We start from the raw sequence: 15,484 nt of genomic DNA, 5'->3' as shown, positions 1-15,484 counted from the left end.
TGAACAATATGATTATGATGCAACTGAACGGGGTCAGCAAATCGTTTGGCGCCGAGACGATTGTTGAAAATATTAAACTTGAAGTAAAAGATAAAGACCGGATTGCCATCGTTGGCCGTAACGGGGCTGGTAAATCAACGGTTCTTAAGATTATGAACGGCATGTTAGATACTGATGAGGGTGAAGTTATTAAACCGAAAGATGTTTCAACCGGTTATTTATCCCAGCATACAGGCTTAGAGTCCGACCAATCCATTTGGGAAGAGATGCTGTCCGTTTTTAGCCATTTTAGAACACAGGAACAACAGCTTCGACGAATGGAACAGCAGATGGGAAGACCTGATGAATTGAATGATGGAGACTATCAAAAGCTGCTGCATGATTATGACACACTCCAGCACGCCTTTGAAAAAGCGGGGGGTACAGTTACGAAGCAGACATTAAGGCAGTTCTATCCGGACTGAACTTTGAGGGGTTTGATTATTCAACGCCTATTCAGGAATTGAGCGGCGGTCAAAAGACTCGCCTTGCCCTGGGGAAACTGCTCCTGGAACAGCCCAATCTTCTTATTCTCGATGAGCCGACCAACCATTTGGATATCGACACACTCGGCTGGCTTGAGGACTACTTAAACAAATATGAAGGTGCTGTCGTCATCGTGTCACACGACCGTTATTTTCTCGACAAAACAGTGAACATTGTATACGAAATCAGCCGCCATCATTCTAAACGATACGTCGGTACGTACAGTAAATTTCTTGAACAAAAAGCATTGGATTATGAGCGTGACCTGAAAGCATTTGAAAAGCAGCAATCAGAAATGAAACAAATGGAAGACTTTATACAGCGGAACATCGCCCGGGCTTCTACAACTAAGCGGGCGCAAAGCAGGCGTAAGGAACTCGCCAAAATGGACAAGCTTGACCGTCCGTTGGGAGAGGAGAATTCGGCATCATTTTCATTTACTGTCAATCGGCAAAGTGGAAATGACGTTCTGAAAATCAACGCGCTCAGTTTTAAGTATGAAGATGAAGCACAAGCTTTATTCACCGGGTTTCATTTGGACGTTTCACGCGGCGAACGCATCGCATTGATCGGTCCAAATGGCGTGGGCAAGTCCACGCTGCTGAAGGTTATCCTTGGGTCACTATCTCCTTCCAGCGGTTCCATTCAGCTGGGCACAAATGTACAAATCGGTTACTACGATCAGGAACAGGCCACCCTCAATTCTAATAAAAGCGTACTGCAGGAATTATGGGATGAACATCCGCTTGTGAATGAGAAAGATATCCGTACCGTGCTCGGAAACTTTTTATTTTCCGGAGACGATGTGCTTAAACTTGTGTACGATTTAAGTGGTGGTGAGAAAGCCCGCCTAGCACTCGCTAAGTTAATGATGCAGAAGGCCAATCTGTTAATCCTGGACGAGCCGACCAACCATCTTGACATTGACAGTAAAGAAGTGCTTGAAGCTGCGCTGACTGACTTCCCTGGCACAATTATATTTGTGTCTCATGATCGGTATTTTATCAACAAGATTACAGATCGAATCGTGGAGATGACGAAGGAGGAAGCCACTGTATATCTGGGCGATTATGATTATTATCTTGAAAAGAAACAAGAAGAGGCGGAAATAGAAGCACTGGAAGCCTCCGAAGAAAAATCAAAAACCCCAGCCAGCGTAAACAGGCTGAATTTTGAAGAAGAGAAAAAACGTCAACGTGAAGAACGAAAGAAAGAACGTCGCATTGCTGAGCTGGAAAGTCAGATCGAGCAGTTTGAAACAGACCTTGAACATTATCAAAATGAAGCCGCAAAACCAGAAGTGTATCAAGATCACGAAAAAGCACAAGAAGTCGCGGCCAAAACGAGTGAAACTGAAACTAAAATTGAAGCGTTGCTGGAGGAATGGACAAATTTACAGGAAAGTTAACATCTTGTGTATAGAACGACGAACACACGCACTTATCCAGACCATCCACAGGCTTATGCACAGTTAAAGTGTATTCGTACGCCTTTTAATTCAGGTTATGCACATTATACACAGCTTAACCTGTAGTTATCCACAGTATTTGCCCACAAAAGGAATACTGTTAAACTGGGAAAACAAAAAAGTTGTCCACACTGTTGGTGGACAACTTTTTATATGCCTAGTATCAATGACGGATTGGCATTCAGATCAAGGTCTGCACGTCTCCCCTGTTCATATGCAATCGTTCCGGCAGCAGCAATCATCGCAGCATTGTCTGTGCACAGTTCGATGGGCGGGATAAGCAGCGGGATGCTTGTATCAGCAAAAGCTGCTTTTAAGCTTGTTCTCAGTCCTTTATTGGCTGCGACGCCACCAGCTACAATTACCTGAGAGACATTGTATTGCAGAGCTGCCTGACGAGTCTTTTGTGTCAGAACATCAACCACACTTGCTTGAAAGCTTGCAGCAATATCCGCGGGTTTAAGGTCTTCACCACGTTGTTTCGCATTGTGGACCGTATTGATAACTGCTGACTTCAAGCCACTGAAACTAAAATCGTAACTCCCCGGTTCAAGCCAGGCTCTCGGAAAATCAATCGTTTCACTGCCCTCATGCGCCAACTGATCCACTTTCGGACCACCTGGATAAGCCAGACCAAGCATCCTGGCCACTTTGTCATAGGCCTCGCCTGCAGCATCATCACGTGTTTCACCGATAACTTCATATTGACCATGTGCTTTCATGATGACGAGCTCTGTATGTCCTCCCGAAACAATTAATGCAAGTAAAGGAAACTTAAGTGATTCAACAAGCTGGTTGGCATAAATATGTCCAGCAATGTGATGAACAGGCACTAGCGGTTTCTGCTTTGCAAAGGCAAGTGCTTTGGCCGTATTGACACCTACAAGAAGTGCTCCGACAAGCCCTGGCCCCTCTGTTACAGCAATGGCTGTGATATCGCTCCAGCTAAGTTCTGATTTTCGAAAGGCTTCTTCAAGCACAACTGTCATTTGCTCCACATGATGACGTGAAGCAATCTCAGGGACTACCCCGCCAAATCTCTTGTGACTCTCGATTTGGGATGCCACAACATTAACAATAATGGTGTGTCCGTTTTTTACGATGGCAACCGCCGTCTCATCACAACTTGTTTCTATACCTAATATATACGTGTCTTTTGTCATCTTAAATTCACCCACATTACAACCGCATCTTCGTGGTTGTCTTGATAATAGTTTTTTCGTATTCCACCAGGGACCAGCCCAAATTGCCGGTACATATTCTGGGCAACTTGATTTGATGCACGCACTTCGAGTGACAATCTCTCTGCCCCATGAAGCATGGCCACTTGAAGCATATGTTTGAACAATGATTTTCCCAGTTTACGCCCTCTGTAATCGGGGTCAACGACAATATTAGTGATCTGAGCATCTTCCATTACGATCCAAGCCCCAGCGTATCCTGCCACCACATTATCTATTTCTACAACAGCATAATAAGCATGTGGATTGTGATTGATTTCTTGTTCATAAACCTTTTCAGTCCAAGGGCTTGTGTAGACCTTTTGATCAATTGCCATGATGCTGGACAGGTCACTCCTGATCATCTGTCTGATGTTAAAATGATCATTATCCATGTGAAGGACGATCCTTTTGTGCTTCCAGCCATTTCGCCTCTGCTTCTGCCAGACGCAAATAGTTCGGGGTGAGCCCGTGTGTATGGTCTGGTGTTCGCTGTTTTGCAATCACAGCTAAGTGTGCGGCACGTGCAATATGACTCGGCCCCTTAGGGATCACAGCTTTTTTTCCCAGCTGTTCTGTAATAAGGGATTGAAATGCACCCATATCAGGGCTTAAAAATACAATTTGGCTATCCCACTGGTTCAATTCAGTCAGCCATGCTTGCATATCTTGATTTCTTTCTTCAGCAACTAAAGACAGTTGGTTCTGATCCCATTGATATGCACCGGTAAATACAAGACCGCGGCGGGCGTCAAAGAACGGTACAATAATGCCCTTGGAAAGGTGACCTTGATACGCTGCCACTTCTAGACTTGATACACCTACCACAGGAATATTAAGCGCCCAGGCGAGCGATTTGGCAGTTGCCAAGCCGATTCTCACGCCTGTGTAAGAGCCAGGCCCTTTGGCGACTGCTATTCGATCAAGTTCTTCAGGCTTCATGCCGGCTTCTTTCATCACATACTGAACAGCTGGCATCAGGCGGACTGAATGATTTTTGGTAACATTGGTTGTTACTTCTGCTATAATCTGATCCTCCGCAGTGATCGCCACACTGAGTGCTTTGTTCGATGTATCCATCGCAAGAATTTTCATCATGTTGACTCCTTCATTTTATAAAACATATCACTATAGCCACTTTAACCCATTAAACTCAGAATGACTGATTCAAAATGCTGGCCTCTCGGTATAAAAGTTAATTCTCTCGTGTACGCATCAATATGTTTCATCTGAACATCCAATCGTTCAGCAGGCAAGTAAGGCTCAATAAACTGGGGCCATTCTACGACACAAATACCGTCACCGCTAAAGTATTCTTCAAAGCCAATATCCTCCTCAGAATCCTCAAGCCGGTAAACATCCATATGGTAAAGCGGCAACTCCCCCGCATACTCTTTAACGATTGTATAAGTTGGACTATTGACAGTGCGCTTGACACCTAGTCCATTTGCTATACCTTTAGTAAAAGTGGTCTTCCCCGTTCCAAGCTCACCTGTAAGTGTAATGACATCAGAAGGTCGCAAATACATGGCCAGCTTTTCTGCTAGTTGTTTTGTTGCTGTTTCCGCTTCAGTTTTGATAACACGTTTTCTCATATTAACACCTACTTCATATGTTGGTAGCCGTCTTTTTTTAATACTCTAACATGCCCTTGTTCCCTGAGGAATACAGAACCAGGCTGTTCCTCGCGCACATAACCAATTTCAGTCACGGCAAGACCTGTTGCCTTCCCAGCCTTTTGAACATCTGGCCATTCTGTTCGTGATACCGTTCCAAGCAGCTCAAAATCCTCACCACCAAAATAGACCCATTGATCTATCTGTGACCTTATGAATTGTGCTAATCCTGGATGACGGGGGACCGCATCATGCAGTAAATGGATACTCACCTGTGAGGCATAGGCAATTTCCGAAGCTTCGTTGGCGATGCCATCACTGACGTCATTTAAAGCCACCCGCTTAATTCCCTTTAGCTCCTGAGCAAAATCGATACGAGCTTCAGGTCTCACATGCCGTTCTTTAAAGTAATCAGCATACTCATATTCATCAGGGTTTTGAAGCATATGAAGCCCAGCTGCCGAGTCACCCAAGTTGCCTGTTACAAAAACAACATCACCCGCTTTTGCTGCACTTCTGTAACGTACTTTGTCGCGATCAGCATATCCTATAACCGTAACCGTTACGGAAAACTCTGCACCTGATACTGTATCTCCGCCAATCAAATCAGCATTATAGCGGCTGGCCAAATGCTTCATGCCTTCAAAAATGCCACGAAGCTCTTCTTCCGACCAGGTTTCAGGTATTACAACAGACACCAGATAAAACGCAGGTGCTGCTCCCATAGCAGCCAAATCGCTTAAATTAGCTGCCAGTACACGCCAGCCAATTTCCGAGGGTGACATGGTGTCTTTAGTAAAGTGAACCCCTTCAACAAAAGTATCCATCGCTGTTACAATATCCTGACTGGTTTGCCGAAACACAGCTGCATCATCGCCCACCCCTCTGACCAGAGAAGACTGCCTATAAAAAGATTGCTTAATGGATTCAATAAACGTAAATTCTTCCATACTCCATCACCTTAAGATTAAGTCTACATTCATGATAGCAGAAGCAAAAACAAATTGGAAAAGCTAAGGTGGTCTGGCTTTTATGGGAAAGGAATTTCTGTGTTGAGTCGCCGTATTTGTTTGATGGTGCTGTATCGGGGGCGCCGATATGTGCCTGTGAGCGCCGATATATGCGCGGGGGCGCTGATATTTGCACGCGAGCCCTGATATTTGCGCGCAACCGCCGATATATGCGTGTGAGCACTGATATATGCGCATGAACGCCGATATATTCTCGTGAGCGCCGATATATGCGCACGAACGCCGATATTTCCTCGCGAGCGCCGATATATGCGCACGAACGCCGATATTTCCTCGCGAGCGCTGATATATGCGCACGAACGCCGATATATTCACGCGAGCGCTGATATATGCGCACGAACGCCGATATATGCGTGTGAGCGCTGATATATACGCAGGAACGCCGATATATGCGTGTGAGCGCTGATATATGCGTGCGAGCGCCGATATATGCAAAAGAACACTGTTAGTACCAACGCAATATTTTTCCCAAACGAATAATATCTTATTGGTTTGGTTTTAAGTCATATGTACCTTAGACCCACTTTCAGATAGAATATTCCATTATTCCACTATATTAAAAAAACACACGAAGGGAATCGTGTGTTTTTATATATCAATCTTATAACAATTAAGTTAGTGGCGGTCCGGACGGGACTCGAACCCGCGACCTCCTGCGTGACAGGCAGGCATTCTAACCAACTGAACTACCGGACCAATTAGGTTGCATTAAAGTACTACTAGTTTTTAACTGATCTCACCAGTTAAAATAATTTGGTTGCGGGGGCAAGATTTGAACTTGCGACCTTCGGGTTATGAGCCCGACGAGCTACCAGACTGCTCCACCCCGCGATATAGATAAATATTATACTATAGACTTTACTTTATATAGTATGAACAGGAAAGTCCTAAACTATGCGGCCAAATACTAACCACATGATTTATACCTTCAAAATCAAATAAGAGGTCAAGTCATCATCGTACTTTACGCTAGTTAAGTCCTCGATCGATTAGTATCTGTCAGCTCCACGTGTCACCACGCTTCCACACCAGACCTATCAACCTCATCGTCTCTGAGGGATCTTACTCACTCGAAGTGATGGGAAGTCTCATCTTGAGGGGGCTTCATGCTTAGATGCTTTCAGCACTTATCCTTACCACACGTAGCTACCCAGCTATGCTCCTGGCGGAACAACTGGTACACCAGCGGTGTGTCCATCCCGGTCCTCTCGTACTAAGGACAGCTCCTCTCAAACTTCCTGCGCCCACGACGGATAGGGACCGAACTGTCTCACGACGTTCTGAACCCAGCTCGCGTACCGCTTTAATGGGCGAACAGCCCAACCCTTGGGACCGACTACAGCCCCAGGATGCGATGAGCCGACATCGAGGTGCCAAACCTCCCCGTCGATGTGAACTCTTGGGGGAGATAAGCCTGTTATCCCCGGGGTAGCTTTTATCCGTTGAGCGATGGCCCTTCCATGCGGAACCACCGGATCACTAAGCCCGACTTTCGTCCCTGCTCGACTTGTAGGTCTCGCAGTCAAGCTCCCTTCTGCCTTTGCACTCTGCGAATGATTTCCAACCATTCTGAGGGAACCTTTGGGCGCCTCCGTTACCTTTTGGGAGGCGACCGCCCCAGTCAAACTGCCTGCCTGACACTGTCTCCGGACCGGATCACGGCCCTGGGTTAGAATGGTCGTACAGCCAGGGTGGTATCCCACCGGTGCCTCCACGTAAGCTGGCGCTCACGCTTCCAAGGCTCCCACCTATCCTGTACAAGCTGTACAAACATTCAATATCAGGCTACAGTAAAGCTCCACGGGGTCTTTCCGTCCTGTCGCGGGTAATGCGCATCTTCACGCATAGTATAATTTCACCGGGTCTCTCGTTGAGACAGTGCCCAAGTCGTTGCACCTTTCGTGCGGGTCGGAACTTACCCGACAAGGAATTTCGCTACCTTAGGACCGTTATAGTTACGGCCGCCGTTTACTGGGGCTTCAGTTCTACGCTTCGAGCCCGTAGGCTCTAACGCGTCCCCTTAACCTTCCAGCACCGGGCAGGTGTCAGCCCCTATACTTCGCCTTTCGGCTTCGCAGAGACCTGTGTTTTTGCTAAACAGTCGCTTGGGCCTATTCACTGCGGCTCCTCCTTAAAGGAGCACCCCTTCTCCCGAAGTTACGGGGTCATTTTGCCGAGTTCCTTAACGAGAGTTCTCCCGCTCACCTTCGGATTCTCTCCGCGCCTACCTGTGTCGGTTTGCGGTACGGGCACCTGTGACCTTGCTAGAGGCTTTTCTTGGCAGTGTGGATTCAGACACTTCGGTACTCAATTTCCCTCCCCATCACAGATTGGGATTGTTGGACGGATTTACCTATCCAACTCCCTCGCTGCTTGGGCGCACACGTCCATCGGTGCGCTTGTCCTATCCTCCTGCGTCCCCCATCGCTCAAACGGTCACGAGGTGGTACAGGAATATCAACCTGTTGGCCATCGCCTACGCCTTTCGGCCTCGGCTTAGGTCCCGACTAACCCTGAGAGGACGAGCCTTCCTCAGGAAACCTTGGGCTTTCGGTGAAAGAGATTCTCACTCTTTTTTCGCTACTCATACCGGCATTCTCACTTCTAAGCGCTCCACCAGTCCTCACGGTCTGACTTCACAGCACTTAGAACGCTCTCCTACCATTGTTCGAAGAACAATCCGCAGCTTCGGTGATACGTTTAGCCCCGGTACATTTTCGGCGCAGTGTCACTCGACCAGTGAGCTATTACGCACTCTTTAAATGGTGGCTGCTTCTAAGCCAACATCCTGGTTGTCTGTGCAACGCCACATCCTTTTCCACTTAACGTATACTTTGGGACCTTAGCTGGCGGTCTGGGCTGTTTCCCTTTCGACTATGAACCTTATCACCCATAGTCTGACTCCCAAGCATAAGTATCCGGCATTCGGAGTTTGACTGAATTCGGTAACCCGATGAGGGCCCCTAGTCCAATCAGTGCTCTACCTCCGGTACTCTGATCTTGAGGCTAGCCCTAAAGCTATTTCGGAGAGAACCAGCTATCTCCGTGTTCGATTGGCATTTCACCCCTACCCACACCTCATCCCCGCATTTTTCAACATACGTGGGTTCGGGCCTCCTGTCAGTGTTACCTGACCTTCACCCTGGACATGGGTAGATCACACGGTTTCGGGTCTACGACTACATACTCATACGCCCTATTCAGACTCGCTTTCGCTGCGGCTCCGTGTCTACCACTTAACCTTGCATGCAATCGTAACTCGCCGGTCCATTCTACAAAAGGTACGCCGTCACCCATTAACGGGCTCCGACTACTTGTAGGCACACGGTTTCAGGTTCTCTTTCACTCCCCTTCCGGGGTGCTTTTCACCTTTCCCTCACGGTACTGGTTCACTATCGGTTACCAGGGAGTATTTAGCCTTGGGAGATGGTCCTCCCGGATTCCGACGGAATTCCTCGTGTTCCGCCGTACTCAGGATCCACACCGGAGGCTGCTTCTTTTCGACTACCGGGCTGTTACCGTCTTTGGCTGATCTTTCCAGATCGATTCGTCTAACAAACAGCTTTGTAACTCCATATGGTGTGTCCTACAACCCCGACAGGCAAGCCTGCCGGTTTGGGCTGATTCCGTTTCGCTCGCCGCTACTTGGGAAATCGCTTTTGCTTTCTCTTCCTCCGGGTACTGAGATGTTTCAGTTCCCCGGGTCTGCCTCACACATCCTATGTATTCAGATGTGCGTACTGCTCCATTACGAACAGTGGGTTCCCCCATTCGGAAATCCCCGGTTCAAAGCTTACTTACAGCTCCCCGAGGCATATCGGTGTTAGTCCCGTCCTTCTTCGGCTCCTGGTACCAAGGCATCCACCGTGCGCCCTTATTCACTTAACTGGCGTGTTTTATTTCAATGAATAAACATACGATTTATTTGATGTCTTGATTGCTCTTATTTGATTTTCAAGGTGCAAAGTTTTGAGAGATTTGCTCCCTCAAAACTGAACAAACAAACGAAGTGATGTCTTTCCGTTAATTTAGCTGTGATGCCGTTTGACGGGCATCTATGCTAGATATCCTTAGAAAGGAGGTGATCCAGCCGCACCTTCCGATACGGCTACCTTGTTACGACTTCACCCCAATCATTGGCCCCACCTTCGGCGGCTGGCTCCATAAAGGTTACCCCACCGACTTCGGGTGTTGCCAACTCTCGTGGTGTGACGGGCGGTGTGTACAAGGCCCGGGAACGTATTCACCGTGGCATGCTGATCCACGATTACTAGCGATTCCTGCTTCATGCAGGCGAGTTGCAGCCTGCAATCCGAACTGGGAATGGTTTTATGGGATTTGCTACACCTCGCGGCTTCGCTGCCCTTTGTTCCATCCATTGTAGCACGTGTGTAGCCCAGGTCATAAGGGGCATGATGATTTGACGTCATCCCCACCTTCCTCCGGTTTGTCACCGGCAGTCACCTTAGAGTGCCCAACTGAATGCTGGCAACTAAGGTTAAGGGTTGCGCTCGTTGCGGGACTTAACCCAACATCTCACGACACGAGCTGACGACAACCATGCACCACCTGTCACTCTGTCCCCGAAGGGAACACGCTGTCTCCAGCGCTGGCAGAGGATGTCAAGACCTGGTAAGGTTCTTCGCGTTGCGTCGAATTAAACCACATGCTCCACCGCTTGTGCGGGCCCCCGTCAATTCTTTTGAGTTTCAGCCTTGCGGCCGTACTCCCCAGGCGGAGTGCTTAATGCGTTAACTTCAGCACCAAGGGCGGAAACCCCCTGACACCTAGCACTCATCGTTTACGGCGTGGACTACCAGGGTATCTAATCCTGTTTGCTACCCACGCTTTCGCACCTCAGCGTCAGTTACAGACCAGAGAGTCGCCTTCGCCACTGGTGTTCCTCCACATCTCTACGCATTTCACCGCTACACGTGGAATTCCACTCTCCTCTTCTGCACTCAAGCCCTCCAGTTTCCAATGACCGCTCACGGTTAAGCCGCAAGATTTCACATCAGACTTAAAGGACCGCCTGCGCGCGCTTTACGCCCAATAATTCCGGACAACGCTTGCCCCCTACGTATTACCGCGGCTGCTGGCACGTAGTTAGCCGGGGCTTTCTGGTCAGGTACCGTCAAGGCGCCGCCCTATTCGAACGACACTTGTTCTTCCCTGACAACAGAGCTTTACGATCCGAAAACCTTCATCACTCACGCGGCGTTGCTCCGTCAGACTTTCGTCCATTGCGGAAGATTCCCTACTGCTGCCTCCCGTAGGAGTCTGGGCCGTGTCTCAGTCCCAGTGTGGCCGATCACCCTCTCAGGTCGGCTACGCATCGTCGCCTTGGTAGGCTCTTACCCCACCAACTAGCTAATGCGCCGCGGGCCCATCTGTAAGTGATAGCCAAAGGCCATCTTTTATCCTCTCACCATGCGATGAAAGGTGTTATCCGGTATTAGCTCCGGTTTCCCGGAGTTATCCCAGTCTTACAGGCAGGTTGCCCACGTGTTACTCACCCGTCCGCCGCTCGATCCACAGGCGCATGCCCCGAAGGGCAATTGCCTGCTTCACGCGCTCGACTTGCATGTATTAGGCACGCCGCCAGCGTTCGTCCTGAGCCAAGATCAAACTCTCCATAAAAGTTTGGATGTTCATCGACACCAATCGATGAACGGTCTTAGCTTCTTAAAAAATTGATTCAGGGTTTGAAGTTTAAAACTTCTTACCTCTGACATCTGTTTTACAGACATCTGCTTCGTTGTTTGTTCAGTTTTCAAGGAACAAAATTGCTGTGCGCTCTTCAAAAGCGACTTTATAAATATAATACCTTCAGCATTTAAAGTCAATGCTTTTTTTCTTCTTTTTTTAAGAAGAGTGGGCCTGGGAGGACTTGAACCACCGACCTCACGCTTATCAGGCGTGCGCTCTGACCAACTGAGCTACAGGCCCATTTTAAAATGGAGCGGGTGAAGGGAATTGAACCCTCGACATCAGCTTGGAAGGCTGAGGTTTTACCACTAAACTACACCCGCATATAAACAGTTTCAAAATCGAATGGTCGGGAAGACAGGATTCGAACCTGCGACCCCTTGGTCCCAAACCAAGTGCTCTACCAAGCTGAGCTACTTCCCGTATAAATGGCGCGCCCGAGAGGAGTCGAACCCCTAACCTCTTGATCCGTAGTCAAACGCTCTATCCAATTGAGCTACGGGCGCATGTGCTGAGTATCGCTCAGTACAGCATTATTAGAAATGAAAGTGCGGCCGAGAGGACTTGAACCTCCACGGGATTAACTCCCACTAGGCCCTCAACCTAGCGCGTCTGCCGATTCCGCCACGACCGCATATAATGAAATATTTAATTAAAATGGTGCGGATGGAGGGAGTCGAACCCCCACGTCCGAAGACACTAGATCCTGGGTCTAGCGCGTCTGCCAGTTCCGCCACATCCGCAAGTGGTGAGCCATGGAGGATTCGAACCTCCGACCCTCTGATTAAAAGTCAGATGCTCTACCGACTGAGCTAATGGCTCTTATATTTATAAGACGTTCTCTGTTATTTTAACTGGAACTCTCTTTATATTGTCTATTTTAACAGACTTTCAATCACAATAAAAATAGCTGGGCTACCAGGATTCGAACCTGGGAATGACGGGACCAAAACCCGTTGCCTTACCGCTTGGCTATAGCCCAAGAAGTGGCGGTCTGGACGGGACTCGAACCCGCGACCTCCTGCGTGACAGGCAGGCATTCTAACCAGCTGAACTACCAGACCCAACCTATTTAATTGCAATAAAAAGATGACCCGTACGGGATTCGAACCCGTGTTACCGCCGTGAAAGGGCGGTGTCTTAACCGCTTGACCAACGGGCCATATGAAATGGCGGAGAAGGAGGGATTTGAACCCTCGCGCCGCTAACGCGACCTATGCCCTTAGCAGGGGCACCTCTTCAGCCACTTGAGTACTTCTCCACTTGGCTCCACAGGCAGGATTCGAACCTGCGACCGATCGGTTAACAGCCGATTGCTCTACCACTGAGCTACTGTGGAATAAAGTTAAGTGATCTGTAATGCTTATTCATGAGGTTGATCATATAGAGTGATTAATTCCTGCACTCATTATGTCATGTTTTCGTGAAGCAGAGTACATTATATCACATTTCGTACTCATGCGCCAACAGTTTTTGACGAAAAGTGAAGTTGAAATCACTTTTTGTCGGCAACGAAGAATATCATACAACAGCAGGAACCGTTTGTCAATAACTCATATAAAAATTATTTGCCTTCATGACTCCCGTTAATGGGCTTATATAATTTAACATGCTCTCAAGGATTCGTCAATACTCATTCAAAAAAACCTTTCAGTTCCATTATTCATGGCTAAGTGATAGTTGTCCTCGACACTTTCCGCATCTGAATTTCTTTACATCAACACGGCGTTTCCTTTTATAAATATGGCCACACCGCATACAAGTGTAACTGTATTTGAATTGATATGCACTGGAAGGCAATGGCTGACAATGTCTCGGGGAGCCTGTTGCTTTCAGTAGAGCTTTAAATTCCGGGTCTCCATGCTTGTATCCTTTTCCCTCTATATGAAGGTGATAATGACAGAGCTCGTGCTTGATAATTCCTTCTACCTCCTCTGCCATTTCCTTTACATACTTCGGATTAAGTTCGATTATTCTCAAAGAAGGGATATATCGTCCACCTGTTGTGCGTAATCGCGTATTATACCGCACCTCATGTTTAAACGGTTTGTCGAAGAAAGTTCGAGACAAGTCATCAACCAGTTTATGCAGTTCTTTCTCTTTTAACAATTCCATCCGCACACAAGCCCTCCAATCATCTTGCTCAAACTATTATTTTAGCATACAAATTGAAAACTATCATATATATATTACGGGTACCAACCCTATAAAAATATAATCTCACCCTTCTCAAGTTAAAAATGTAGTCATTTGATATAAAGTATGATATTATAATTATTATAAATAAGCGGAGGTGCATATCAATATGCGTAACAATGAGCAACAAGATAAAAAAAGACTTACAACTGCAGCCGGTGCCCCGGTTACTGATTACCAAAACTCAATGACAGCCGGGCCAAGAGGACCTATGCTTCTACAGGACGTTTGGTTCTTGGAGAAATTAGCCCACTTTGACAGAGAAGTTATCCCAGAACGGCGGATGCATGCTAAAGGGTCAGGTGCCTTTGGAACATTCACGGTTACCAATGACATTTCGAAATATACAAGTGCTAAAATTTTCTCTGAAGTTGGCAAACAAACGGAAATGTTCGCCCGTTTTTCAACCGTGGCTGGAGAGCGAGGAGCAGCAGACGCCGAGCGAGATATCCGTGGATTTGCACTTAGATTCTACACAGAAGAAGGAAATTGGGACCTTGTCGGCAATAACACGCCGGTTTTCTTCTTAAGAGATCCCCTGCTTTTTCCTGACTTGAATCATGCGGTCAAACGGGATCCACGGACAAACATGCCGGAGCCAAACAACAAGTGGGATTTTTGGTCTTCATTACCTGAAGCACTTCATCAAGTGACCATTGTCATGAGTGACAGGGGTATTCCAAAATCGTATCGTACCATGCATGGTTTTGGCAGTCACACATTTTCCATGATCAATGCCGATAATGAGCGCGTATGGGTGAAGTTCCATCTTCGTTCACAACAGGGCATTGAGAATCTCTCTGACCATGAAGCTGAACAAACAGTCGGTAAAGATAGAGAGAGTCACCAGCGTGATTTGTATAATTCTATCGAAATTAAGAACTTCCCCAAATGGAAAATGTATATTCAAGTTATGACTGAAGAGGAAGCATACAATATGCCATACAATCCATTTGACCTTACGAAAGTATGGTATAAAGAAGACTTCCCACTTATTGAGGTAGGAGAATTTGAATTAAACCGAAATCCCGAGAACTATTTCCAGGACGTAGAACAAGCTGCATTTACTCCTGCTAATGTTGTGCCTGGCATCAGTTTCTCTCCTGATAAAATGCTTCAGGGACGCCTATTCTCTTATGGTGATGCACAGCGTTACCGCCTGGGTGTGAATCATCACCAAATTCCGGTTAACACGCCAAAATGTCCGTTCCACAGTTACCATCGCGATGGTCAAATGCGAGTAGACGGAAATCAAGGCAGCCGTATTGGATATGGCCCAAACAGTTATGGTGAGTGGCACGATCAGCCCGAATATAAAGAACCAGGTCTGCCGATTCAAGGTAACGGCGATCGCTGGGACTTCCGTGAAGATGATGATCAATATTACGAACAGCCCGGTAAACTGTTCAATTTAATGGATGATGACCAAAAGCAAGCTTTGTTTGAGAACACAGCTCGAGACATGGAAGGTGTTGAAAAACACATTAAAATTCGTCACATCAGCAATTGCTATAGAGCAGATCCAGCCTATGGCGAGGGAGTTGCCAGTGCATTAGGTATTGCCATGAGCGATGTTGAAGCAGCGAGTGATTTGAAGTAATTAAAGGCACAATAGCGGAAACACCTTGCTCACCCCCGAATATCATAAACAAAAACGTATAATGGCGGTCTTTGCCGTGAAAATTTTTTGCTTATGATTCTAGGAGGTTGGCGTTGGAG

At 47.2% G+C, this 15,484-nt stretch carries 7 protein-coding genes, 14 tRNA genes, 2 rRNA genes and 1 pseudogene; 2 read left to right on the top strand and 22 right to left on the bottom strand.

The features are described from left to right. Positions 1 to 8 precede the first annotated feature (8 nt). Positions 9 to 1,933, top strand: a pseudogene (locus JNUCC1_RS10965) (ABC-F family ATP-binding cassette domain-containing protein). 209 nt (positions 1,934 to 2,142) lie between these two features. Here JNUCC1_RS10965 and tsaD read toward each other — a convergent pair. The 22 genes from tsaD to JNUCC1_RS10855 form a co-directional block, all read right to left on the bottom strand. Continuing rightward, on the bottom strand, positions 2,143 to 3,156 hold the full coding sequence (gene tsaD, locus JNUCC1_RS10960; protein ID WP_156645561.1) for a tRNA (adenosine(37)-N6)-threonylcarbamoyltransferase complex transferase subunit TsaD: 1,014 nt from the start codon (positions 3,154 to 3,156) through the stop codon (positions 2,143 to 2,145). Next, entirely contained in the window at positions 3,153 to 3,608 is a 456-nt protein-coding gene (gene rimI, locus JNUCC1_RS10955; RefSeq protein ID WP_231784190.1) for a ribosomal protein S18-alanine N-acetyltransferase, read from the bottom strand. Before rimI ends, tsaD begins: the two co-directional genes overlap by 4 nt. Beyond that, positions 3,601 to 4,311, bottom strand: a complete 711-nt coding sequence (tsaB, locus tag JNUCC1_RS10950) for a tRNA (adenosine(37)-N6)-threonylcarbamoyltransferase complex dimerization subunit type 1 TsaB (protein ID WP_331713753.1) — start codon at positions 4,309 to 4,311, stop codon at positions 3,601 to 3,603. The genes rimI and tsaB overlap by 8 nt, the downstream gene beginning before the upstream one ends. Positions 4,312 to 4,352: 41 nt before the next feature. Continuing rightward, positions 4,353 to 4,808: a tRNA (adenosine(37)-N6)-threonylcarbamoyltransferase complex ATPase subunit type 1 TsaE gene (tsaE, locus tag JNUCC1_RS10945; protein ID WP_156645560.1), complete on the bottom strand. Its 456-nt coding sequence runs from the start codon at positions 4,806 to 4,808 to the stop codon at positions 4,353 to 4,355. Between the two features lie 8 nt (positions 4,809 to 4,816). Next, positions 4,817 to 5,779 (bottom strand): thiamine-phosphate kinase, encoded by a 963-nt coding sequence (gene thiL, locus JNUCC1_RS10940; RefSeq protein ID WP_156645559.1) that lies wholly within the window; start codon positions 5,777 to 5,779, stop codon positions 4,817 to 4,819. A 700-nt stretch (positions 5,780 to 6,479) separates the two neighbouring features. Further along, positions 6,480 to 6,556: transfer RNA gene (locus JNUCC1_RS10935), tRNA-Asp, on the bottom strand. A 58-nt stretch (positions 6,557 to 6,614) separates the two neighbouring features. Further along, positions 6,615 to 6,691, bottom strand: a tRNA-Met gene (locus tag JNUCC1_RS10930). A 138-nt stretch (positions 6,692 to 6,829) separates the two neighbouring features. After that, a 23S ribosomal RNA gene (locus JNUCC1_RS10925) occupies positions 6,830 to 9,748 on the bottom strand. 186 nt (positions 9,749 to 9,934) lie between these two features. Then, a 16S ribosomal RNA gene (locus tag JNUCC1_RS10920) occupies positions 9,935 to 11,500 on the bottom strand. Together the 16S and 23S rRNA genes with 14 tRNA genes alongside form the textbook arrangement of a ribosomal RNA operon. A gap of 235 nt (positions 11,501 to 11,735) precedes the next feature. After that, positions 11,736 to 11,809: transfer RNA gene (locus JNUCC1_RS10915), tRNA-Ile, on the bottom strand. A gap of 9 nt (positions 11,810 to 11,818) precedes the next feature. Then, a tRNA-Gly gene (locus tag JNUCC1_RS10910) sits at positions 11,819 to 11,892 on the bottom strand. Between the two features lie 23 nt (positions 11,893 to 11,915). After that, positions 11,916 to 11,992, bottom strand: a tRNA-Pro gene (locus JNUCC1_RS10905). A 6-nt stretch (positions 11,993 to 11,998) separates the two neighbouring features. Beyond that, positions 11,999 to 12,075, bottom strand: a tRNA-Arg gene (locus tag JNUCC1_RS10900). A 43-nt stretch (positions 12,076 to 12,118) separates the two neighbouring features. Further along, positions 12,119 to 12,203, bottom strand: a tRNA-Leu gene (locus JNUCC1_RS10895). A gap of 24 nt (positions 12,204 to 12,227) precedes the next feature. Further along, positions 12,228 to 12,312, bottom strand: a tRNA-Leu gene (locus JNUCC1_RS10890). A 3-nt stretch (positions 12,313 to 12,315) separates the two neighbouring features. After that, positions 12,316 to 12,391 (bottom strand) — tRNA-Lys (locus JNUCC1_RS10885). Between the two features lie 88 nt (positions 12,392 to 12,479). Beyond that, positions 12,480 to 12,551 (bottom strand) — tRNA-Gln (locus tag JNUCC1_RS10880). Between the two features lie 5 nt (positions 12,552 to 12,556). Further along, positions 12,557 to 12,633 (bottom strand) — tRNA-Asp (locus JNUCC1_RS10875). 26 nt (positions 12,634 to 12,659) lie between these two features. Further along, positions 12,660 to 12,731, bottom strand: a tRNA-Glu gene (locus JNUCC1_RS10870). Positions 12,732 to 12,739: 8 nt separating this feature from the next. Next, positions 12,740 to 12,830, bottom strand: a tRNA-Ser gene (locus JNUCC1_RS10865). A 3-nt stretch (positions 12,831 to 12,833) separates the two neighbouring features. Further along, a tRNA-Asn gene (locus JNUCC1_RS10860) sits at positions 12,834 to 12,908 on the bottom strand. A gap of 320 nt (positions 12,909 to 13,228) precedes the next feature. Continuing rightward, entirely contained in the window at positions 13,229 to 13,684 is a 456-nt protein-coding gene (locus tag JNUCC1_RS10855; RefSeq protein WP_156647084.1) for a SprT family protein, read from the bottom strand. Positions 13,685 to 13,874: 190 nt separating this feature from the next. Between JNUCC1_RS10855 and JNUCC1_RS10850 the strand changes: the two genes are divergently transcribed. Beyond that, positions 13,875 to 15,365, top strand: coding sequence for a catalase (locus JNUCC1_RS10850; RefSeq protein WP_156645558.1), 1,491 nt, complete (start codon positions 13,875 to 13,877; stop codon positions 15,363 to 15,365). The last annotated feature ends 119 nt before the right edge of the window (positions 15,366 to 15,484 follow it).

The organism is Lentibacillus sp. JNUCC-1 (assembly GCF_009741735.1).
GTDB lineage: Bacteria > Bacillota > Bacilli > Bacillales > Amphibacillaceae > Lentibacillus_B.
The sequence above is the reverse complement of the archived record's forward strand: the minus strand, read 5'-3'. Positions and strand labels throughout refer to the sequence as shown.